This window comes from uncultured Phascolarctobacterium sp. (genome assembly GCF_905212365.1).
Taxonomy (GTDB): Bacteria; Bacillota; Negativicutes; order Acidaminococcales; family Acidaminococcaceae; genus Phascolarctobacterium_A.
Genome location: NZ_CAJMEH010000014.1, coordinates 1 through 20,573, shown reverse-complemented (window position 1 = coordinate 20,573; position 20,573 = coordinate 1). Strand labels below are relative to the sequence as shown.

The following is a 20,573-nucleotide window of genomic DNA, read 5'->3' as shown; positions in this document are numbered from 1 at the left end:
TTTTTCTGTACTTAAAAAGAATATATTATTATATACGTATTTGGGAGGCAAAGTTTATGAAGCGTAAGACCCATACTACTTTTGCCGCTATTCATCTGGGCTCTGAAAAGATCAGTATGCAGATCGTGGAGTACCGCAACATCGATCGCTTTAAGATCATCGAGAGCGTCAACAGGCGTATCCGCTTAGGTGAAGCGACATTTAAAAATAAAATTATTCCTTTTAAGCTGGTGTCCGAGATTTGCGACGTTTTGCAGGGCTTTAAGCGCCTGATGGAGGAATACGGCGTCGAGGAATATAAGCTGCAGGCCACTACCGCTGTGCGCGAGGCCAGTAACCAGGTTTTTTTGCTGGACCAGATTTATACCAGAACGGGCTTGATTGTCGACGTGGTGGATATGCTGCAGGAAATTTATACTAAATTTGTGGCGATCCGCAATACGCTGCGCGAGGGAAAAATCAGCAGCGAGCGCGACGGCATGCTGATGATGGACATTTCCTCCGGCGGCTTGGGCGTTACCTTGGTGCGGGACGAGCAGATCTGCTATCAGGAAAATTTCCACGTGGGCATTATCCGCATTAAGGAAAGCTTTGCCCGCAACCGCCGCGAAAGCATGCACTTTAATAAGGCGCTGACGGAATTTTTGAGCAGCACCATCGGCCCGGTGCGGCAGGAGCTGCAGCAAAGCAGCGTGGAATATCTGGTGCTTTCGGGTACGGAAACCGAGCTGCTGCTGCGGATGCTGGGGCTGGACGAGAAGGAACGGCTGCACCGCATTAAGGCGGAGGATTTCCACGCCTTCTTCGACAAGATGCGGCAGATGAATCTGCCCAAGCTGATTTCGGCTTATAAAATTCCTGAAAGCATGGCGGAGCTGGCGCTGCCTACGGTGCTGCTTTACGAACAGCTGCTGCATTTAATTCCGGCGAAGGAATTTATTATCACCGGCGACAGCTTTATCGACGGTATGCAGCTGCTGCATATCGGCGGCAAGACCAGCCCTGCGCTGCGCAAGGCGTGGGAGCAGGAGCTGATCAGCCTGTTCCACTGCATTGGTCGGCGTTATTTGTACGACAAGCATCATGCGCAGCAGGTGGAGCGTTTGGCGCTGCTGATTTTTGAGAAGGTGGCGAAGGAGCACGGCATGGGCGAGCATGAACGCCTGCTGCTGCGCGGCACATGCATTCTGCACGATATCGGCAAGTATATCTGTATGCGCAGCCATTCCCAATATACCTATCAGCTGATTTGCTCCACGGATATTTTGGGCTTCAGCGATCAGGACAAGCAGATTATCGCTTTGGCGGCGTACTATCACGCTAATAAGCTGTTTGAGCAGAGCAATCGTTCCCGTCCGGCAGTTCCCAGGGAAATGGTGGCCGTGGTGGCGAAGCTGGCGGCTATCGTGCGGCTGGCCGACGCGCTGGACCGCAGCTATCTGCAAAAGATTCGCAGCTGTACGGTGACGCTGAAGGATAATAAGCTGAAAGTGCAGGCCGTCAGCAAGACGGATTTGGCGCTGGAAATCTGGACCTTTGAGGATAAGGCGGCCTTTTTTGAAGAAGTATACGGTATCGAACCGATTATAGAACGGGTGGATAAGTAATGAAAAAATTGGATCTCACTAAGCCTGAATATTTTTATAACCGCGAGCTGAGCTGGCTCAAATTCAATCTGCGCGTATTAAAGGAAGCGATGGTTAAGGAATCGCCGCTTTTGGAGCGCTTGAAGTTTATCGCCATTTCCGCTTCCAATCTGGACGAGTTCTTTATGGTGCGTGTCGCCGGGCTGTGGAACAGCTACGATAATGGCATCGATAAAAGGGATGCCGCCGGTATGTCCGTCAAGGAGCAGCTGGAAGCGATTTCCGAAGCGGCGCACGAGCAGGTGCGCACCAGAACGAAATATCTGCTGGCGCTGCTGGCGGAAATGGACGCCGTGGGCCTGCGCTTCCGCCGTGTGGAGGAATTGAGCGAGTTGGGCAAGGACTGGCTGGAGGAATATTACCGGGAGATTGTTTATCCGGTATTGACGCCCATGGCGGTGGACGCTTCGCGCCCCTTCCCCTTTTTGGCTAATAAAACGCAGAATCTGGCGGTGGAGCTGGTGACGGCCGACGGCGAGCACAGCATGGGGCTGGTGCAGGTGCCGTCGGTTCTGGACCGCATTATCGAGGTAGTGCCGGAGCAAAAGCGTACCTTCGTATTTTTAGAGGACATTATTGCCAGCCATTGTCAGGACCTTTTTAACGGCTGCCAGATTCTGTACGTGGTGCCCTTCCGCGTAACTCGCGACAGCGATTTGGATTTGGAGGAAGAGGACAGCGTCGACCTGTTGAAAGAGGTCGAAGCTTCGCTGCGCAAGCGTAAGCGCGGCGCGGCAGTGCGCTTGGAACTGTACAAAACCAATAACAACCGCATCAAAAAATTTCTGGAAGAAAATCTGGACGTGACGGAGCTGGAGGTTTATGAAAATAACGGCCCGCTGGACGCCACTTGCTTCTTTAAATTTACGGGGCTGCCGGGTATGTGGCCCTGGCTGTACGAGCCCTTTGTGCCCCAGCGGCCTTTGGATTTGCCGGACGATAGCGATTTGTTTGCCGCTATTCGTCAGAACGATATTCTGCTGCACCATCCCTACGAAACCTTCGACCCTGTGGTTAAGCTGGTCAGCGACGCGGCGGACGACCCCAAGGTGCTGGCAATTAAGCAGACTTTGTACCGCGTCAGCGGCAACAGCCCCATCGTAGCGGCCTTGGCCCGCGCCGCAGAAAACGGCAAGCAGGTTACGGTATTGGTAGAGCTGAAAGCCCGCTTTGACGAGGAAAATAATATTTTGTGGGCGCGCCGTTTGGAAAAAGCCGGCTGCCACGTTATTTACGGCCTGGTGGGTTTGAAAACTCACGCTAAAATTATTTTAATCGTGCGCAAGGAGGATAACGGCATTAAGCGTTACCTGCATTTGGGCACGGGCAATTATAACGACAGCACTGCTAAGCTATATACGGATTTGGGCCTGATGACGGCTAACGACGAATTTGGCAGCGACGCTTCCGCCTTTTTCAACCTGCTCAGCGGCTATAGCGAGCCGCCGGTGTGGAACAAGCTGGTTATGGCGCCTTTGGGCCTGCGGGAAAAAATCTATTCGTTAATCGATAATGAAATAGAAATGGTTAAGCAGGGCAAGGAGGGGCATATTATCGCTAAAATGAATTCGCTTATCGACCAGCCGGTAATTCAAAAGTTGTACGAGGCTTCGGCGGCGGGCGTGCATATCGATTTGATTATTCGCGGTATCTGCGGCCTGCGCACTGGTATTGACGGCATCAGCGATAATATTACCGTGCGCAGCATTGTGGGACGTCAGCTGGAGCACAGCCGTATCTTTTGGTTTGCCAACGGCGGCGAGGAGCAGCTGTATCTTTCCAGCGCCGACTGGATGCCCCGTAATCTGAACGATCGCGTGGAGCTGTTCTTCCCAGTGGAAACGGAGGAGCATATCCGCCGTATCAAGGGCCTGCTGGATTTGTATTTGCGCGATAATGTGGGCGCGCATATGATGCAGTCCAACGGCACTTACCGCCGGGTGCATAATAAGCTGGAGCCGGTCAGCGCCCAAAGCGCTTTGTACGAGATGGCGCAGCTGGCGGTGACGGCGGATAAGCTGCCCATGGAGCAGCGTTTGCAGCCTGTGTACAGCAGACGGTAAGGCTGCCATGAGGGCGATGCCGGCGCGGGCAGGCGCGTTAATTATGTGATTAAACCAGCATATTGCTATTGCTTCTGCAAATTGCTATAATAGGTAGCAGCAGAGGGGGATTTTAGTATGAGTACATTTAGCGTGACTTTAAATTATAACTGTCATTACGGTTATGTGGAATATAACGACGTGACGAAAGCTGCGGCCGTTATTCTGCCCGTGGCGGAAGCAAAGGCTGCTGTGGAAAAATTTTTGGTCTCGCCGCTGACGTTGGACTTGCCTCAGGGGGAAACCATCCGCGATTTCGTTACTAAAACCTTGCAGCCCTTGGAGAGCATGGAAAGCTTTAAGCTGTGCCTGACGCGGCTGTGGGGCAAAACCGGCGTGCGCGTTGAGTGGAGCATGCCGCCGGGAATGGCAGAGAATTTGTAAAGAAGAGAATAAAACGACCATCATATCAGCGAGGTATGGTGGTCGTTCTGTTTTTAGTATAACAATATCTGTTTTTTATGTGCCGAAGCGGCGCTGTATTCAGGCTTTCGGCTCGCAGTCCCAGTCAAGATGGCCGTTGACGAGCGCCTCTTTGTAAATACTTATTTTGTGTTTCAAGCGAGCCAGCGTCTGAGCAGTCTTGGCCTGCTGCTCCAGCAGCTTATCCCTTTGGCACTGCAAAAGCTGCAGGCGGGCGGGGATGGTGGAATCGCCGACTTGAAACAGCTTTACATATTCTATCATAGCTTCGATGGGCAGTCCTGCCCTGCGCATGCAAATGGCCAGCTCAATCCAGCCGCATTCATGCGGGCCATAATTGCGGATGCCGCTTGCGGTACGCGGCACGGGCGGAATCATGCCCACGCGCTCATAATAGCGTAAGGTATCCGCCGAAATATGATATTTTTCGCTTACTTCTTTTATCGTCATAGGCTTACCCGATTTATTTTAATTTACAATATTCTTTTTCGCCCACAGGCTCGCACCATTCATTGCGAGTATTTTCGCCGGGAACTTCTATCGCCAAATGCGCGAACCAACTGGTCGGCGCTGCGCCATGCCAGTGCTTAACTTCTGCGGGAATGTTTACTACGTCGCCGGGATGCAGTTCGCGGGCAGGCTGGCTCCATTCCTGATAATAGCCGCGGCCGCCGGTGACGAGCAGTATTTGCCCGCCGCCTTTATCGGCGTGATGAATATGCCAGTTATTGCGGCAGCTGGGCTCAAAGGTTACGTTGCCAATGACTACCTGCTCCAGCGACAGCATATTCAAATAGCTCTGGCCGACAAAATATTGAGCGTAAGCATCGTTTTTTGCTCCTGTGGGGAAGACCGTAGAAAATTTTTCGTTATCCATACTATTCCTCTTTAAATTAATTTTACAATCAATCTACTTCGATAAGCTCGTATTTATCGTTGCCCATTTTCAGCTCGCGCATAGCGGTCAGCTGATGCAGCCCGTGGCGGCTTTCCATGCGTTCTACCAAATCGTGATTGCTGGTTTGCGCGTAAACTAAATCTACGGATGCCTGGTCAATGGTCAAAATATTCGTGGAGGCCAGAATGCCGATGTCGGGAATGGTGGGCTCCGCCGCGCCGGTGCCTGCGCAGTCGCAGTCTACGGACATCCGGCGCAGTACGTTGATGTAAACGATATGCTTGCCGAAGAAGTCGATGGTGGCTTTAGCGGATTCCGCCATGTTTTCCATCAGGCGTTCTTTAGCGGGCCAGGCGTTCCAATCTGCCGGAAGCTTGTCGGGATCGACGCCGTGAACCTGTGCTTTGCCGATGCGCCCGTCGGCGCAGCCGATAGCGATATTTTTCATGGAGCCGCCGAAGCCGCCCATGGCGTGGCCTTTGAAATGCGTCAGCACCAGCATGGAATCGTAGTTGACGATATTTTTACCCATGGATACTTCTTTAAAATGCTTGCCGCCGCGCACGGGCAGGTTGACCGTGCCTTCGGCGTCCATGATATCCACGGGGCAGAAGGTCCAGCCGTTGACCTTGAGGGTTTCCAAATGGCCTTCGGTGGTGTAGCGGTCGCCCTGGTACAGCGTGTTGGTTTCCACAATCGTGCTGTTGGGGATGCGCTGCTGCAGCGCTTTGACCATGTCGCGCGGCAGAATATTGGGGCCGTGCTTTTCGCCGGTGTGCAGCTTGATGGCAACCTTGCCGTAAATGCTTTCGTTAATCATTTCGTACAGCTTAATCAAATGCTGCGCGTCGATTTTCTTTGTAAAATAAACTTTAGCGTGGGAGCCATCTCCCGGAACTGCTTTAACTATCTTGGTGCTGCCGATAACCGGCGCTTGTGCAAAAACCTTATCCAAATTCATCATGCCTCCTACGGCCGCGCCTGCAACTGCCAGGCCGGCTGCTTTTAAAAATTCGCGTCGTTTCATGGTAGAATACCTCCTTAAATGTAACTGCGCTTCTTTAAGTTTAGCATACAATTTGGAGTGTGCTTTAAGTCAAGAGACTGAAAGAAAATTTTTACAGGCTCATTTTAGACAGCCATTGAGTAACGTCCTTGGAGGCGCTTCTGGCGCTGCTGCCGGAAAGCACTAAATAAGGCGCGAAGCTGACGTTCGGCAGCAGCTTGGCCAGGTCGCTCTGGCAGCGCTGCACGCCGCCGCCGCCGTGGGTGAAGAAGGGCGCTACGGTTTTTCCCTGCCAGTTCAGGCTTTCGATAAAGGTTGCTACGGGCATGGGATAGCTGCCCCACCAGTTGGGATAGCCTAAAAATACCACGTCGTATTGAGAAAAGTCGGGGATTTTTGTTTTGACAACGGGACGGGCGTTAGCCTGCTGCTCCTGCTTGGCTTTGTCCACGGTAGCGTTGTAGGAGGTGGGATAAGCGGTTTCGGGGACGATTTCTACCAGCTCGCCGCCGATTTGCTTATGGATTTCTTCAGCGACGGCTTTAGTGTTGCCGCTCCAGGAAAAATAAGCGATAAGAATTTTTTTCGTGGTTTTCATAGTTGCTTTCACTCCTTCGGTATTATTTGCGGTTGCGTTTACGGGGGCGGCGTTGGAAGCGCCGCAGCCCAGGCAAAGGGCGGCCATACCCATCAGGGAAAAGCCGGCGGTTTTTAAAAATTCGCGTCGTTTCATAAAATAAACCTCCTTGTTAAGCGGTGATAAAGAATTTTGCCAGGACGATGCTGATTTCATAGAGCAGAATCATGGGCAAGGCCAGCAGGCTTTGGGTGATAATATCCGGCGTGGGCGTAATGACGGCGGCGACGATGAAGGCCGCCAGAATAATATGCTTGTGGTATTTTTGCAGCGTCTGTACTTGGACAAGCTGTAAATAGCATAAAAGCAGTACGATTAAGGGCAGCGTGAAAATAAAGCCGAAGGGAACGACCAGCATCAGGAAAAAATCCAGATAGCTTTCCAAAGACAGCAGTGGGCTGACCTTGCCTGCGGCGAAGCCCAAAAAGAATTCCAGCCCGCGGGGAAAAACGAAATAGTAGGAAAAGAGCATTCCGACGAGGATTAAAAACAGCGTCAGCGGCAGGCACATGATCGTAAAGCGTTTTTCCTTGAAGGTCAGCGCCGGGCTGATAAAGCCGTACAGATGGTACAAAATAATGGGGGCCGCCAGCAGCAGGCCGCCCAAAAGCGCCAGCTTCATATAAATCATAAAGGCTTCCGCCGGGCGCATATAATAAAGATTGCCTGCGGCCGCCGTCAGCATATCGACGATGGCCTGCACGTGGTAAAAGCAAAGAGCGCTGCCTGCGGCCCAGGCTGCCAGGCTGCGCAGCAGGCAGTGGCGCAGGTCCTGCAAATGTTCGGTCAGGCTCATATCCCTGTCGCTATTTTGCACATCCCAGGGATATTCCGGCTGACGTTTATTGAACGGCGTTTTCATTTTACTCTTTAGTTTCGGCGTTAGCTTTACCGGCGTCCGCTTCTTTTTTCGTTTCCGGTTCGTCCGTATTCAACGCGGTTTTAAACTCGCGCATGCTTTTGCCGATGGCTTTGCCTACGTCGGGCAGCTTGCCGGGGCCGAAAAATACCAGACCGATAACTAAGATAAGCAGTAATTCGGGTAAACCAAGACCAAACATTGTACATTCCTCCTCGTTTTTTATTTTGCGTTTTAAGTTTTAATTCAGCATTTCAAATACCATGAGGCTTTCAGCTTTGCGCGGGCGCGACGGCGTTGATGCAGGCCAGCGCGTTCAACGTGCGCGGGTAGCCGATATAGGGCAGCGCTATGGTAATGGCGTCCAGTAATTGCTGGCGCGTGTTGCCGACGGCAATGTTGGCGCTGGCGTGGGCCTGCGCCTGGGGCTCGCAGCCGCCCAGCGTAATAATCGCGGTGAAGGTAATCAGCTCGCGCTCTTTAACGTCCAACACCTCGCGAGTGTAATAATCGCCGAAGCAGTTGGCGGAAAGATAGGTGCGGATATGCTTTTCGTCCGGGGGAGCGGCGGCGTTGCCCTTGTCGATAACAGGGCCGAAGATGGCGCGCTGCACGGCCAGCCCTGCGTCGTAGCGCGTTTCGTCGGTCACGGTACCGGCGTCGGGCAGGGGCTGCTTAACGCCGCAGCTTTTGAAAGCTTGCGCCATAGCGGTCAGCGCGGCTTTAACGCGGGATATGCCTACGTAGGGAGTGCAGTGGAAAATGGTTTCGCGTACCTGCGCGGGGGTTGCGCCGGCGGTCAGCGCGCCGCGCACGTGCAGGGGGATTTCCGAGGGAGCGTCGGCGGCGGTGAGTACGCCCAGCGTCAGCAGCTCCTGCTGCATGGGCGACATTTGCACTTGTTCGTTAACGTCGGCATAAATAAATTTTTGCAGAATCGGGTCCAGCTCTTTATCTGCGGGGACGATGCTTTGCTTGCCGCCGTAGAGCTGCGTCATAGCGGCGGCAGCGGTTTCAGTTCTTGTTTGGGCCATAGCTTGATTACCTCCAATCAACATACCGCAGCCGATTACGGCTGCCAGCAGCGCGCTTAAAAGCAGCGCTTTATTTTTATTTTTCCATAACTTTTTCATGGTCGTTACTCTCCTTTTTCAAATATGCGCAGCAGCCCAGCCAGATGACGGCGCAGGCGCTGGTAAGGCAGCTGCCGCCGCAGGAGCCGCATACGCCCGTGCAGTAGGGCAGGGAGTTGGGCAGATTGGGAGCGGCGGGAGCTAAAATTTGCGGGTAAAGCCGGGCGATGGCCTGGGGCAGAAGCACGCTGCCCGCCGCGCCGCCGGCTAAATAAATATCCGTAAGCTTATTTTTCATGGCGCGGCTCCTTTGACTGTAAATTGCTGCCGTAACGAATGGCCTTGACCGGGCAGTTGTTTTGGCATTGGCCGCAGACGATGCAGCGCCGGATATTGATGGCGGCCTTACGCTTGCGCCGCTCGACAGCCTGCATGGGGCAGACTTGGGCGCATTTGCCGCAGCCTACGCAGGCGCTTGTCCGTACCTGCATTTTATAAGCGCCGGGCAGCTTTTGCCCGACGGTATGGCACAGCGCGTTAAACGTGCCTACGGGACACAGCAGATTGCAGTAGCCGCGTCCGCCTTTAGTGAACAGCCCCAGCAGCACGTTGGCCAGTAAAAAGGTGGCCAGCAGGGAAAAGGAGCTGCTGAACAGTACGCCTGTGTGCAGATAACCAACGAACAGCTCCAGAGCGTAGTAATTGCAGTAGGCGCAGGGAACGCCCAGCCCCAGCCACACGGAAAAGAGGAAACCGACGAAGAAGCCGTAGCGCAGCGGCGTTAAGGGCAGCTGGCGCGCCAGGTCCAGCTGGTATTTGGGCGGCAGCGCTTTGCTTAAAAGCTCGCTGAAGGCTCCGGCCGGACACAGCCTGCCGCAGAACAGCGGGCCGAACCACAAGGATGTAACCGCCAGCAGCAGGCAGAAGAACAGGGACGTGGGGCCGCTTTCCAACCATTGGCCGGTAACGATATTGGCCAGGGGAATGCGGGCGCAGGGCACGTGAATCGAGGTGAAGCCTGTTTCAACTAAAAAGCTGCTGGTTAAGCGCCCGAAGAACATAAAGGGCTCGTAGAAAAGTGCGAAGCCTGCGAGATAGCCTGCCGCACGTTGCAGTAAAAATTTTGTCTTCGTCATAATCGCCTCCTGTTTTTACTAACAGCATACAGCTTAAAGTTAACTCTAAGTCAAGAGCTTTTTCTTTTCTTACCGGTAAAAAGAAAAGGTATGCAGCTTGTTCTGCATACCTAAATTATAAATTTCTTGGGTTGTAATGTCTAATACTTAAATTGAACGGCTACTTCATGCTTAAAAAGCATTGAGCGAAAGTAATAAATTTTTGCGCCGTTAAGCTGAATTTGCTGCCGCGCCGCCACGCCAGGTAGACCCCGCTGGTCACAGGCGGGTCGAGCGGAATAAAGCGCAACTTGTTTTCGTCGAGTATCGTGGGCTTAACGACGATGGCATAATAGCGGCAGCGGTCGACCAGGGTAAACGCATTTCCCAGCAAATTGCAGGTACCGCTGAATTGTATTTTGGCCAAATTGCCGCTGAGCCAGTTGAGTATCTGGCTGCGCGCCTGCAGGCGGCTGGGCAGCAGCAGGGGCTTGCCCTCCAAATCTGCGGCGGCAATACGCTGCTTATCTGCCAGCGGGGAATCGGCGCGCATTAAGATACCGTATTCTTCCGGCTGGGGCAGGCTGATAAAATCGTAATTGACCATATCGATGGGAGCCAGCATCATCGCCGCGTCGATAAGCCCGTTTTCCATGCGTTCGCGTACAATGTCCGAAGTGCTGGTAAATAAATCGAAGGTTACGGCGGGATACTTTTCCTGAAAGGCCTGCATAATATCCGCCAAAACTTTTACGGACATCAGCTCGCCTGCGCCCAGGCTGACGCTGCCGCTTAAATTAACTTCCTGGTCCCGCAGGTCGGTTTCCGTTTTTTCCACCAGATATAAAATTTCCTTGGCGCGGTGTACTAAAAGGTCGCCGGCAGATGTCAGCGTCAGCTTGTGCTGGCTGCGTTCAAAAAGCGCCACGCCTAAATCCTCCTCCAGCTGCATCAGCTGGCGGCTCAGCGTAGGCTGGGTGATGTGCAGGATATCGGCGGCGCGGGTAATATTTTGTTCTTGGGCAACGGTCAGAAAGTAATTTAAAATGCGCAGGTTCATGGTCGTGTCCTCCGTTATGCTTGTTAAGAAAATTATAGCGTGCAGGCCGCGGCTTGTAAATCTTAAATAAGCCGCTTGCTTTGCCAAACGCCGCTGCGCCAGCGATAGATGAAACCGGCGGTGCGCGCCTGCCAGTCGTCTGGCACACTTCCTGCGGTTATCTGCAACTAATTCGCCGTGCGCTGTTCACAATAGCGGTGAATTTGTGATATAATATAGCAGGTTATCTTTGCAAATCAAATTATGTGCTTATAGGATGGTGAAAAAATGAAAGTATCTGCTGAAGACGTTAAGTACATCGCACAGCTTTCCCGTTTAACCGTTCCCGCATCCGAGATGGAAAAGTTTACGGAACAGTTCAACCAGATTCTTAACTATGCCGATATTCTTGAAAAAATTGATACCACCGGTATCGAGCCAACTCCCTACGTGCTGCCCGTCAGCAACGTACTGCGCGAGGACGCGGTTAAAGAGGGCGTTTCCCATGAAGAAGCCCTGCTTAACGCTCCTGCCGTTCATAACGACGGCTTTAAGGTACCGCGCGTAATCGAATAAGAAGGAGGCACTACTGTGGAACTGTATAAACTTACGGCGCATGAGCTGCACGATAAGCTCGTCAATAAAGAAGTCAGCTCCGTTGAATTGACAAACGCTCTGTATGAGCGCATCGACGCAGTTGAAGACCAGGTTAACGCTTATGTAACTCTGGATAAAGAAAACGCTTTGGCGCAGGCCGCCAAGGTGGACGCTAAAATCGCCGCAGGCGAAGCCATCGCTCCGCTGGCAGGCGTTCCCGGCGCAATTAAAGACAATATCTGCACCAAGGGGCTTTTGACTACCTGCTCCTCTAAAATGCTGAGCAACGTAGTTCCTATTTATGACGCGCACGTTATTAAAAAGCTGCGCGCCGACGAAACAATCTTTTTGGGTAAAACCAATATGGACGAATTTGCCATGGGCTCCACCACGGAAACGTCCTTCTTCGGGCCTACGCACAATCCTTGGAATTTAGAGCGCGTTCCCGGCGGTTCCTCCGGCGGCAGCGCTGCCGCTATCGCCGCAGGTGAAGCAATTTGGACTCTGGGCTCCGATACCGGCGGTTCTATCCGTCAACCGGCTTCCTTTAATGGCTGCGTAGGTATTAAGCCCACCTATGGCCGCGTATCCCGTTACGGCTGCGTAGCTTTCGCTTCCTCTCTGGACCAGATCGGGCCTATCACTAAGGACGTAACCGACGCCGCTTTGGTCCTGAATACCATCTGCGGTAAGGACGAGATGGATTCTACCTCTTTGGACGCTCAGGTGCCCGACTTTACCAAGGCTTTGGTTGCCGACGTCAAGGGCCTGCGCATTGGTTTGCCTAAAGAATATTTCGGCGAAGGCATCGACCCCAAGGTTAAGGAAGAAATCGCCAAGGCCGTGAAGAAATACGAGGAGCTGGGCGCAGAAATCGTCGAGATTTCCCTGCCCCATACCGAGTATGCCGTAATCACCTATTATATCATCGCTCCCGCCGAGGCCAGCGCTAACCTGGCTCGTTACGACGGTGTGCGCTACGGCTACCGCAATATGAACGCTACCTCCGCTCCGGAAATGACCACCATGAGCCGTACCGAAGGCTTCGGCCTGGAGGTGCGCCGCCGCATTATGCTGGGTACTTACGTGCTTTCCAGCGGCTATTATGACGCTTATTATAATAAGGCTATGCAGGTGCGTACGCTTATCCGCCGCGACTTTGACGCCGCCTTTGAAAAGTGCGACGTACTGCTGACGCCGACCTCTCCTGTTCCGGCTTATAAGATTGACGGTAAAATGGATCCGCTGACCATCTATATGCTGGACGTAACTACGATTCCTGTAAATATGGCTGGCCTGCCCGGTATTTCCATTCCCTGCGGCTTTGCCGACGACGGCATGCCCATCGGTATGCAGCTGATCGGCAAGGTGCTGGATGAGGAAACCATTCTGCGCGCCGCTTATACCTTTGAACAGGCAACCGAATATCATAAAGTATTCGCACCGCTGGGAGGTAAAAAATAATGACTAAATATATTACCGTCATCGGCCTGGAAGTACACGCCGAGCTGAAAACTAAAACTAAAGCCTTTTGCAGCTGTTCCACTGACTTTGGCAGCACGCCGAACACCCATGTGTGCCCCGTTTGTCTGGGCATGCCCGGCGCATTGCCCGTGCTGAACAAGCAGGTGGTAGACTTCGCTATTAAAGCAGGCCTGGCTCTGAACTGCGATATTCAGAAGTTCAATAAATTCGACCGTAAAAATTATTTCTATCCCGATTTGGCTAAGAACTATCAGATTTCCCAATTTGATAAGCCCATCTGTTTAGGCGGCCATATCGATATTAAGCTGAGCAGCGGCGAAAGCAAGCGCATCGGCATTACCCGTATCCACATGGAGGAGGACGCCGGTAAGCTGAATCACAGCGGCGCTACCATCAGTACATCCGATTCTTCTGCCGTCGATTATAACCGCGCCGGCGTGCCGCTGATCGAGATTGTATCCGAGCCGGATATGCGCAGCGCTGAGGAAGCCCGTGCTTATATGGAAAACCTGAAAGCCATTCTGGAATACACCGACGTCTGCGATTGCAAAATGCAGGAGGGCAGCCTGCGCTGCGACGCCAATATTTCCATTATGCCCGTAGGCGCTAAGGAATTCGGCACCCGTGCAGAAATTAAAAACCTGAACTCCTTCCGCGCTTTGGAGCGCGCCATCAACTACGAGGTGGAGCGTCAAAAAGAGGTGCTGGAGGACGGCGGCCATGTAGTACAGGAAACCCGTACCTGGGACGAGGCCAACGGCGTAACCCTGTCCATGCGCTCTAAAGAGGAAGCTCACGATTACCGTTACTTCCCCGAGCCCGACCTTGTGCCCGTACAATTGGACGACGCCTGGATCGAGCGTATCCGCGCTACTTTGCCGGAGCTGCCGGCACAGCGTCAGGCCCGCCTGATGAACGAGCACGGCCTGCCGGAATACGACGCTTCCCAAATCGTTTCCAGTAAGGCTATGGCCGAATACTTTGACGCTGCCGTTAAGAACGCCAAGGACAGCAAGGCTGTATCCAACTGGCTGCTGGGCGACGTTTCCGCTTATATGAATAACGAAGGCATTACTATCGCCGACTTTAAGGTAAGCCCCGACCATCTGGCCGAGCTGGTTAATTTGATTAAGGACGGCGTACTGTCCAGCAAGCTGGCAAAAAAGGTCTTTGCCGAAATGCTCAAGGAAGACGAGGCTCCGAAAGCGCTGGTTAAGAAGCTGGGACTGGAGCAGGTCAGCGACGAGGGCGCTATTTTGCAGCTGGTAGAGGAAACTATCGCCGAAAACCCGCAGTCCGTTGCCGACTATAAGGCCGGTAAGGATAAGGCTATCGGCTTCCTGGTAGGCCAGATTATGAAGAAATCCCGCGGTAAGGCTAATCCGGGGATGGTTACTAAGATGCTCAAAGAAAAGATGCAATAAAAAGCGTTATAAGCACCGTTATGCTTTGCCGCAGCTTGTTTACTTGCTTTGGCAAAGATGAGCGGTAAAGTTATATAAAAATAGTTGACAGTCTCGCTTTATTGTGCTATCATATTTGTGTTGCTTATGAAAGCAGCAAATGATATAGATGCGGTAGTGGCGGAACGGCAGACGCGCTAGCCTCAGGAGCTAGTGGGGGCAACCCCGTGGAGGTTCAAATCCTCTCTACCGCACCATTTTGTTTATCAAGACCTAGGAGCTTGCTCTTAGGTCTTTTTTTGTATCTTTTGCTGCAGCTTAATCCAAGGGGGCTTGAATTGTAACGGCAATTATGTAAAAATATACTTGTAATTATTTAGCTTTAGGCTTCTTAGTTTTAACAGAGGAGTGCTGACATATGAAAAACAGATACGCATTAAAGGCCAAAGCCTTTGTGCTTACCGGCTTTTTTGTCATAGGGCTTGTGGCCGGAGCCTGCTACGCCTTGCTTTCCGCGCAGGGAACAAGCGGGGAGAAGTATAATACGGCGCGGCTGACGGAAAATTTGCAGTATGCTGCGGTAGAAGCGGGCCGCCTGCAGTGCGTGGTGCTGCGGGATAAGGCGGAAATGTACAATATACCGTCGAGCCTGAAGGGAACTGTTATCGAGCGCATGTCCAAGGGTGTGAAGGTGGATTACCTTGATTTGGTGTCCAGTCAGGATAAGGACGATAGATATGCGGTAACTACTGTAGAGCTGCAATTTCAGCGCCTGTTCGGGCGCAGGCACATTATTCCTGCCGGAAGTCAGGTTTTAGTTCTGCAGGCTGATAATGGCAGAGGCGAAACCAGGGGCCGCGTTTTAGTGGATGGCAAGTATTATGAAAAGAATTTTGACACTGCTTATTTGCGCTTTCCCTATATCGGCCAATGGAAGAAAGTGGAGTTTAACGGTAAGCCGGGATATATGCAATACGACGCTTTGTCCGACAGTAAATTGATGTGAGGTGCCTGTGATGAGTAAAAGAGCGGTTATGCTGCTTTTAGCGTTTCTTTGCGCTGCGGCAGGTTTTATTATGGCTAATAATATTTTAGGCACTCGGCTGCATACGGTCAGCGCCAGCACTGCGGATGAGTTCTATGCTGCGCCGTCGGTGACTGCGGCGCGCTGCAGCGCTTTCAGCGCAGGAGAAGAGCTGACTGTACTGGAGCAGGTAGTTATGGAAAAGCCTACGGCCGTAATTATGCAGGATAATCTGCTGGCTGAGGATGAGTCCAGGACGAAGTATAAGCTTGTCAAGGGAGCGGTTTATCAGCTGGAAGCTGCGCAGTTGGACAAGGCAAATAATCCTTGCTTGATTAAGATTAAAACGACTAAGGGAGAGCATGCTGTTTTATCCGTGCCTAAGGCTATGGTGAAGCCGGTGGACGAGGGTACGTGGCTGCGCGTGCGTTCGCCGAAAAGCGGCGAAGAGGGCTGGCTGCTTTCCAAAACACAATGGTATTGAATAAATAAGAGGATAAAACGCTTTAAATAAAGAAGGGGGATATTAGTATGAATATTATTGTTACCGGCGGCGCGGGCTTTATCGGCTCTAATTTTATTTTTCATATGCTGGACAAGCATCCTGATTATCGTATTATTTGTCTGGATAAGCTTACCTACGCAGGTAATTTATCGACTTTGGCAAGCGTAATGGATAATCCGCAATTTCGCTTTGTGAAGGCCGACATTTGCGACCGTGAGGCGGTATATAAATTATTTGAAGAAGAACGCCCTGATATCGTAGTGAATTTTGCTGCTGAAAGCCACGTCGACCGCTCTATTGAAGACCCCGGCATTTTTTTGCAGACTAATATCATCGGTACGGCGACGCTGATGGACGCCTGTCGCAAGTATGGCGTTATCCGTTACCATCAGGTTTCTACGGACGAGGTGTATGGCGATTTGCCGTTGGACAGGCCGGATTTATTTTTTACGGAAGAAACTCCGATTCATACCAGCAGTCCGTATTCGTCGTCCAAGGCGGGGGCGGACCTGCTTGTTATGGCTTATTATCGTACTTATGGCCTGCCGGTGACAATTTCCCGCTGCTCTAATAACTATGGGCCTTATCATTTTCCAGAAAAGCTTATCCCGCTGATGATAGCCAACGCTCTGGCAGATAAGCCGCTGCCGGTATACGGCGAGGGTTTGAATGTGCGCGATTGGCTGTATGTGGAGGATCACTGCAAGGCCGTCGATTTGATTATCCATAGGGGCAGAGTCGGCGAGGTGTATAATATCGGCGGGCATAACGAGATGCGCAATATCGATATTGTAAAGCTGATTTGCAAGGAATTGGGCAAGCCGGAAAGCCTGATTACCCACGTTACCGACCGCAAGGGGCACGATATGCGTTACGCTATCGACCCGACTAAGATTCATAACGAGCTGGGGTGGCTGCCGGAAACTAAATTTGCCGACGGCATTAAGAAAACTATTCAGTGGTATTTGGATAATAAGAAGTGGTGGCAGGATATTATCAGCGGCGAGTACCAAAATTATTATGCCAAAATGTACGGAAACAGATAAATTTTCAGAGTAAAACCAACAATTTACCAAAAGCTCCGCAGGCCTGATGGATTGGGCTTGCGGAGCTTTTTGCTGCTCGGCTATGGCATTAATAGTTGCGAATTTTAAAGTGACATAAAGCGAGGTAGCCGACACGAAAGTGTCGCAATGCAAAAGGGCTCGATGCACTTTTGCTTGACTGGGGGGGACGAGAAGCTATAATTACCCTAGGAAAACTAGGAGGTTATGGTGATGAAGATAAAATGTAGTAAGATTTTACAATATGGCGCTTTGGAAATTGTAGCGATATATTTTAGTTTGCTTATGGTAATGAGCTTATTGACGGGTAATTTAGTATATCGTCGTAGCCAAAGTTTATTAGCAGCAGCAATAATTGTGGTATTGACAAGCCATCTATACAGCGATAGGAGAAAATATTTTATTACTTGGGGAGCATTAGGGACGCTACTGGCTTCTGTATTGTATATCTATTACAATCTAAATGATAGCAGTCAAGTATATCTGGCAATAAAATATTTGAGCTTTTCGTTGAATGAGAGTTGCTTAATAATATTAACAGTTTCTATGTTATGGCAACGGACTAAAAAATTTATATTGGTTTTATTGTTAATCTTAGCTTTGATTATTCCAATCGTATTTTGGGGATATTATTTGTCCATGGACGCCTGGTTTGCCTCTGATACATTGCTGGCGGTTATGCAAACTAATTTAGGAGAATCGAAAGAATATTTATCGGATTATTTTACAGTAAGCGGAATGGCTGCAATTATATTTATTGTAATTGTCGCTGGGATAGTTTGGCGTAATATGCAAAGCGTATTGTTGGTTAAGGAGAAAAAGCATTTTACCGCTTTTATATCTTTAGCTCTTTTGGTGAGCGCAACGGCATGCTATAAAACTAGGGATAATCTAATACTTAATACAGGATGGAAAGCAAAAGAAAATTTACAAAAGTATGCTGATTTCCAAAAAATGCAAGCGCAAAGAAAAAGCATCGTTAGATTAAATTTGCAGGAGAACGGAAAACAGCAAGGAGTTTTTGTCTTGGTTATCGGCGAGTCGCAAAGTAAAGACCATATGTCGGCTTATGGATATGATAAAAAAACTACGCCATGGCTAGGAGAAGCGTTTAAGCAGGATAATTTTATTAAATTTACTAACGCTTATTCCTGCCATACGCATACCATACCTGTTTTGACATATGCGCTGACTGCTAAAAACCAGTATAATGAGTTGCAGTTGGAAAATGCAGTATCTCTTTTAGAAGTTGCCGAAGCGGCTGGATATGAAACTGCCTGGCTTAGCAATCAAATAAAATACAGCGCTTGGGATACTCCGATTACCGTTATTGCCAGCGAAGCTAATCAGCAAGATTGGATAAATCATAATATAGGCGAAACGACAGTTTCTAATGCTTACGATTTAAAACTTCTAGATAGTTTAAAATCCTTAAAGCTTACTGATAAGATGCTGATAGTAATTCACCTAATGGGGAACCATGGATCTTATAGGGAACGTTATCCTCGTGATTTTGCTGTATTTTCGGATATGAGTAGTGAAGTTGGCAGCTATGATAATAGTATATTATATAATGATTATGTGGTAAGTAAAATTTACGAGTATGTTAGAAGCTTACCAGAATTTAATTGTATGATATATTTCGCTGACCATGCAGATGCAGTTGAAGAAAAATTAGGGCATGATGCTAGTAAATTTGTTTGGCCTATGACGCATATACCTATGTATATAGGCTTTAGTGAACGCTTTAGGCAAAAAGACGCGGCTATGGTAAATATTTTGCGTAATTCTCAAGATAAAGTTTTTACCAACGATTTAATTTTTAATATAATGTTAGGTTTGATGAATATAAAAATACCAGACATATATGAGCAAGAAAACGATATTACGAGCACGTATTATAACAGCGATATACAGCGGTTTAAAACATTGTACGGTCAAAGATTTGTACGGGAGGATTTGCAATGATAGAAAAGCTTCGACAAAAAACAAAATTTATACTTTTAGCGTTCTGTGTAGCATTAGCTGTTTTTAATTATGACAGAATAGTCGTAAGGCTGTTAAGTTTTGCTCCAGCCAGCGTAGAAAACCATTGGGCAGAACAATATATGCCTGATAAATTTTGGCTGCACAGAGTGGATTCGGTTGCTAAGCAGCAAGAGTTTGCGGGTAAATATGCCGGGCTGGAGTTTGATATTATATATTATGAAGACAGCAGGGCTTTTGAAAATTCGCACGACAAAGATGATTTAAAAGCCTATAATTTAGAAAAGCAATTTCAGAAGTATGCTTCCTTGCCAACTAAAAATAATTTATGGTTGGATTTCAAAAATTTAAGCTTGGATAATAAAGACGATGCGTTGACTGTTTTAAATTCGCTTATGGATAAGTATGGCGTTGATAAAAGCAAAGTTTATGTTGAAAGCAAATGTTATCAGGCCTTGGACGCGTTTAAACAGGCGGGCTTCAAAACGAGCTATTATTTCCCATATTATAAATTTAAGAAGATGAGCAAAACGGAAATTAACGACGTAAAAATTAAAACGGAAGCTATCGCCGCTTCCGGTAATATCGACGCAATATCATTTCAGGGCGACTATTATGAATTTGTGAGCGGCTTACAATTACCACCCAATATTGTACTGTTGAGTTGGTTGGATGGACAAAGCTGGTATGAAGTTTTGCTTCGTAGAAAGTATGCCGCTATCCGCGACGACGATAGGGTAAAGGTTATTTTGGTAAGAGAACATGGCAAATATCATAGGTAGGTAAAACTAAAATGATAATTTTGTAGGAAAGAAGAAATTTTACGCTTTGAGCTTACAAAAACCAACAATTTCACAAAAGCTCCGCAGGCCTGATGGATTGGGCTTGCGGAGCTTTTTGCTGCGCGGCAGTTCACAATTTTGCCATGTTGGTTTTACCAATTCTTTTCATATGTGAAGAAAAATTTTTCGGCAGGCCGGCGTAAAGCATATTATGCTTACAGACAGGGAGGCGTGCAAAATTTTCTTCAGCAAAAGCTTTACAGCTCAACAACGTATAGTTTTCTTCCGGCAGCTGGCGGTTATCCTGCAAAGCGGCTTGCCGCTGCTGCGGGCTATCGGGCTGCTGCGCAGCAGGCTGGACAGCGATCTGGCGCTGGTGTGCTACCGTTTGCAGCAGCTACTTACCAGAGGCAGCACCTTAGCCGGGGCCATGGCGCAGGAGCCGGACTTCTTCCCACCGTTAGCCGTTAAACTGGTGGCGGCGGGAGAGGTCAGCGGGCAGCTGGGCGCGGTATTGGAGCAGCTGGCTGCATACTATGAGGAGCAGGAGCGGCTGCGGCTCTTTATCGCCAAGGCTGCGGCGTATCCCTTGCTGCTGCTGGCGGCTGCCGCTTGTGTGCTGCTGTTCTTTTTGCTCTACGTCTTGCCGGTGCTGGCCGACGTTTACAGGGGAATGCGTGTGGAGCCTCAAGGTATGCTGGCCGTACTTTTGCGGCTGCATCTGTGGCTGGCGCAGTATCCTCTGTTGGCGCTGGCTTTGGCGGCGGGCTGCGGCCTGCTTGCGGCGCTGGGCTGCCGACGTGGGCTGCGCTGGCTGTGGGGACGCAGCTGGAGCGGAAATTTTTACCGCCTTATCTATGAAGTTCGCTTTTGTAAGCTGCTGGCGCTTTTATTGGACAGCGGGCTGAACATTACGCAGGCTGTGGCGG

General features: G+C 50.1%; 22 protein-coding genes and 1 tRNA gene. 13 read left to right on the top strand and 10 right to left on the bottom strand.

Annotated features, from left to right (window positions below):
* The first annotated feature begins 56 nt into the window (after positions 1-56).
* The 3 genes from QZ105_RS03910 to QZ105_RS03900 all read left to right on the top strand — a co-directional run bounded on the left by QZ105_RS03910 (position 57) and on the right by QZ105_RS03900 (position 4,132).
* The gene (locus QZ105_RS03910; RefSeq protein WP_293728547.1) at positions 57-1,607 is read left to right on the top strand and encodes an HD domain-containing protein; all 1,551 of its coding nucleotides are present in this window, start codon (positions 57-59) and stop codon (positions 1,605-1,607) included.
* Entirely contained in the window at positions 1,607-3,709 is a 2,103-nt protein-coding gene (locus tag QZ105_RS03905; RefSeq protein WP_293728546.1) for an RNA degradosome polyphosphate kinase, read from the top strand. Before QZ105_RS03910 ends, QZ105_RS03905 begins: the two co-directional genes overlap by 1 nt.
* Positions 3,710-3,826: 117 nt before the next feature.
* Positions 3,827-4,132 carry a hypothetical protein gene (locus QZ105_RS03900; protein WP_293728545.1) on the top strand — a complete coding sequence of 102 codons (306 nt, stop codon included), beginning with the start codon at positions 3,827-3,829 and terminating at the stop codon, positions 4,130-4,132.
* 99 nt (positions 4,133-4,231) lie between these two features.
* Here QZ105_RS03900 and QZ105_RS03895 read toward each other — a convergent pair whose 3' ends face one another.
* The 10 genes from QZ105_RS03895 to QZ105_RS03850 form a co-directional block, all read right to left on the bottom strand.
* The gene (locus QZ105_RS03895) at positions 4,232-4,621 is read right to left on the bottom strand and encodes a MerR family transcriptional regulator (RefSeq protein ID WP_293728544.1); all 390 of its coding nucleotides are present in this window, start codon (positions 4,619-4,621) and stop codon (positions 4,232-4,234) included.
* Between the two features lie 13 nt (positions 4,622-4,634).
* Positions 4,635-5,048 (bottom strand): cupin domain-containing protein, encoded by a 414-nt coding sequence (locus QZ105_RS03890; protein WP_293728543.1) that lies wholly within the window; start codon positions 5,046-5,048, stop codon positions 4,635-4,637.
* Positions 5,049-5,076: 28 nt separating this feature from the next.
* Positions 5,077-6,096: a DUF362 domain-containing protein gene (locus QZ105_RS03885; protein ID WP_293728542.1), complete on the bottom strand. Its 1,020-nt coding sequence runs from the start codon at positions 6,094-6,096 to the stop codon at positions 5,077-5,079.
* Between the two features lie 91 nt (positions 6,097-6,187).
* Entirely contained in the window at positions 6,188-6,808 is a 621-nt protein-coding gene (locus QZ105_RS03880; protein ID WP_293728541.1) for a flavodoxin, read from the bottom strand.
* A gap of 16 nt (positions 6,809-6,824) precedes the next feature.
* Positions 6,825-7,574, bottom strand: a complete 750-nt coding sequence (tatC, locus tag QZ105_RS03875) for a twin-arginine translocase subunit TatC (protein WP_293728540.1) — start codon at positions 7,572-7,574, stop codon at positions 6,825-6,827.
* 1 nt (position 7,575) lies between these two features.
* Entirely contained in the window at positions 7,576-7,773 is a 198-nt protein-coding gene (tatA, locus tag QZ105_RS03870; RefSeq protein WP_293728539.1) for a twin-arginine translocase TatA/TatE family subunit, read from the bottom strand.
* Positions 7,774-7,843: 70 nt separating this feature from the next.
* Positions 7,844-8,704 carry a carboxymuconolactone decarboxylase family protein gene (locus tag QZ105_RS03865; RefSeq protein WP_293728538.1) on the bottom strand — a complete coding sequence of 287 codons (861 nt, stop codon included), beginning with the start codon at positions 8,702-8,704 and terminating at the stop codon, positions 7,844-7,846.
* The gene (locus tag QZ105_RS03860; RefSeq protein ID WP_293728537.1) at positions 8,682-8,942 is read right to left on the bottom strand and encodes a hypothetical protein; all 261 of its coding nucleotides are present in this window, start codon (positions 8,940-8,942) and stop codon (positions 8,682-8,684) included. The genes QZ105_RS03865 and QZ105_RS03860 overlap by 23 nt, the downstream gene beginning before the upstream one ends.
* A complete protein-coding gene (locus QZ105_RS03855) occupies positions 8,932-9,780 on the bottom strand; it encodes a 4Fe-4S dicluster domain-containing protein (RefSeq protein WP_293728536.1) in 849 nt (282 codons plus the stop codon). The genes QZ105_RS03860 and QZ105_RS03855 overlap by 11 nt, the downstream gene beginning before the upstream one ends.
* 160 nt (positions 9,781-9,940) lie before the next feature.
* A complete protein-coding gene (locus tag QZ105_RS03850) occupies positions 9,941-10,906 on the bottom strand; it encodes a LysR family transcriptional regulator (RefSeq protein WP_293728535.1) in 966 nt (321 codons plus the stop codon).
* 180 nt (positions 10,907-11,086) lie between these two features.
* On the opposite strand from QZ105_RS03850, the gene gatC reads away from it, so the two are divergent.
* From gatC to QZ105_RS03800, 10 genes are all read left to right on the top strand, one after another.
* Entirely contained in the window at positions 11,087-11,374 is a 288-nt protein-coding gene (gene gatC, locus QZ105_RS03845) for an Asp-tRNA(Asn)/Glu-tRNA(Gln) amidotransferase subunit GatC (protein WP_293728534.1), read from the top strand.
* Between the two features lie 15 nt (positions 11,375-11,389).
* The gene (gene gatA, locus QZ105_RS03840) at positions 11,390-12,859 is read left to right on the top strand and encodes an Asp-tRNA(Asn)/Glu-tRNA(Gln) amidotransferase subunit GatA (RefSeq protein WP_293728533.1); all 1,470 of its coding nucleotides are present in this window, start codon (positions 11,390-11,392) and stop codon (positions 12,857-12,859) included.
* The gene (gene gatB, locus QZ105_RS03835; RefSeq protein ID WP_293728532.1) at positions 12,859-14,304 is read left to right on the top strand and encodes an Asp-tRNA(Asn)/Glu-tRNA(Gln) amidotransferase subunit GatB; all 1,446 of its coding nucleotides are present in this window, start codon (positions 12,859-12,861) and stop codon (positions 14,302-14,304) included. Before gatA ends, gatB begins: the two co-directional genes overlap by 1 nt.
* 150 nt (positions 14,305-14,454) lie before the next feature.
* A tRNA-Leu gene (locus tag QZ105_RS03830) sits at positions 14,455-14,540 on the top strand.
* Positions 14,541-14,701: 161 nt separating this feature from the next.
* A complete protein-coding gene (locus QZ105_RS03825; protein WP_293728531.1) occupies positions 14,702-15,289 on the top strand; it encodes a hypothetical protein in 588 nt (195 codons plus the stop codon).
* A 10-nt stretch (positions 15,290-15,299) separates the two neighbouring features.
* Positions 15,300-15,791: a hypothetical protein gene (locus QZ105_RS03820; RefSeq protein ID WP_293728530.1), complete on the top strand. Its 492-nt coding sequence runs from the start codon at positions 15,300-15,302 to the stop codon at positions 15,789-15,791.
* 47 nt (positions 15,792-15,838) lie between these two features.
* Positions 15,839-16,858, top strand: a complete 1,020-nt coding sequence (gene rfbB / locus QZ105_RS03815; RefSeq protein WP_293728529.1) for a dTDP-glucose 4,6-dehydratase — start codon at positions 15,839-15,841, stop codon at positions 16,856-16,858.
* A gap of 225 nt (positions 16,859-17,083) precedes the next feature.
* A complete protein-coding gene (locus tag QZ105_RS03810; protein WP_293728528.1) occupies positions 17,084-18,844 on the top strand; it encodes a phosphoethanolamine transferase in 1,761 nt (586 codons plus the stop codon).
* On the top strand, positions 18,841-19,644 hold the full coding sequence (locus tag QZ105_RS03805) for a hypothetical protein (RefSeq protein ID WP_293728527.1): 804 nt from the start codon (positions 18,841-18,843) through the stop codon (positions 19,642-19,644). Before QZ105_RS03810 ends, QZ105_RS03805 begins: the two co-directional genes overlap by 4 nt.
* Positions 19,645-19,855: 211 nt before the next feature.
* Positions 19,856-20,573 (top strand): type II secretion system F family protein (locus tag QZ105_RS03800; protein WP_293728526.1); only part of this gene is annotated, 718 nt, incomplete at its 3' end.

Excerpts from the sequence above, each read along its gene's own strand:
- QZ105_RS03910 (WP_293728547.1), top strand. The coding sequence starts at position 57 with ATGAAGCGTAAGACCCATACTACTTTTGCCGCTATTCATCTGGGCTCT.
- QZ105_RS03905 (WP_293728546.1), top strand. The coding sequence starts at position 1,607 with ATGAAAAAATTGGATCTCACTAAGCCTGAATATTTTTATAACCGCGAG.
- QZ105_RS03900 (WP_293728545.1), top strand. The coding sequence starts at position 3,827 with ATGAGTACATTTAGCGTGACTTTAAATTATAACTGTCATTACGGTTAT.
- QZ105_RS03895 (WP_293728544.1), bottom strand. The coding sequence starts at position 4,621 with ATGACGATAAAAGAAGTAAGCGAAAAATATCATATTTCGGCGGATACC.
- QZ105_RS03890 (WP_293728543.1), bottom strand. The coding sequence starts at position 5,048 with ATGGATAACGAAAAATTTTCTACGGTCTTCCCCACAGGAGCAAAAAAC.
- QZ105_RS03885 (WP_293728542.1), bottom strand. The coding sequence starts at position 6,096 with ATGAAACGACGCGAATTTTTAAAAGCAGCCGGCCTGGCAGTTGCAGGC.
- QZ105_RS03880 (WP_293728541.1), bottom strand. The coding sequence starts at position 6,808 with ATGAAACGACGCGAATTTTTAAAAACCGCCGGCTTTTCCCTGATGGGT.
- tatC (WP_293728540.1), bottom strand. The coding sequence starts at position 7,574 with ATGAAAACGCCGTTCAATAAACGTCAGCCGGAATATCCCTGGGATGTG.
- tatA (WP_293728539.1), bottom strand. The coding sequence starts at position 7,773 with ATGTTTGGTCTTGGTTTACCCGAATTACTGCTTATCTTAGTTATCGGT.
- QZ105_RS03865 (WP_293728538.1), bottom strand. The coding sequence starts at position 8,704 with ATGAAAAAGTTATGGAAAAATAAAAATAAAGCGCTGCTTTTAAGCGCG.
- QZ105_RS03860 (WP_293728537.1), bottom strand. The coding sequence starts at position 8,942 with ATGAAAAATAAGCTTACGGATATTTATTTAGCCGGCGGCGCGGCGGGC.
- QZ105_RS03855 (WP_293728536.1), bottom strand. The coding sequence starts at position 9,780 with ATGACGAAGACAAAATTTTTACTGCAACGTGCGGCAGGCTATCTCGCA.
- gatC (WP_293728534.1), top strand. The coding sequence starts at position 11,087 with ATGAAAGTATCTGCTGAAGACGTTAAGTACATCGCACAGCTTTCCCGT.
- gatB (WP_293728532.1), top strand. The coding sequence starts at position 12,859 with ATGACTAAATATATTACCGTCATCGGCCTGGAAGTACACGCCGAGCTG.
- QZ105_RS03825 (WP_293728531.1), top strand. The coding sequence starts at position 14,702 with ATGAAAAACAGATACGCATTAAAGGCCAAAGCCTTTGTGCTTACCGGC.
- QZ105_RS03820 (WP_293728530.1), top strand. The coding sequence starts at position 15,300 with ATGAGTAAAAGAGCGGTTATGCTGCTTTTAGCGTTTCTTTGCGCTGCG.
- rfbB (WP_293728529.1), top strand. The coding sequence starts at position 15,839 with ATGAATATTATTGTTACCGGCGGCGCGGGCTTTATCGGCTCTAATTTT.
- QZ105_RS03810 (WP_293728528.1), top strand. The coding sequence starts at position 17,084 with ATGGTGATGAAGATAAAATGTAGTAAGATTTTACAATATGGCGCTTTG.
- QZ105_RS03805 (WP_293728527.1), top strand. The coding sequence starts at position 18,841 with ATGATAGAAAAGCTTCGACAAAAAACAAAATTTATACTTTTAGCGTTC.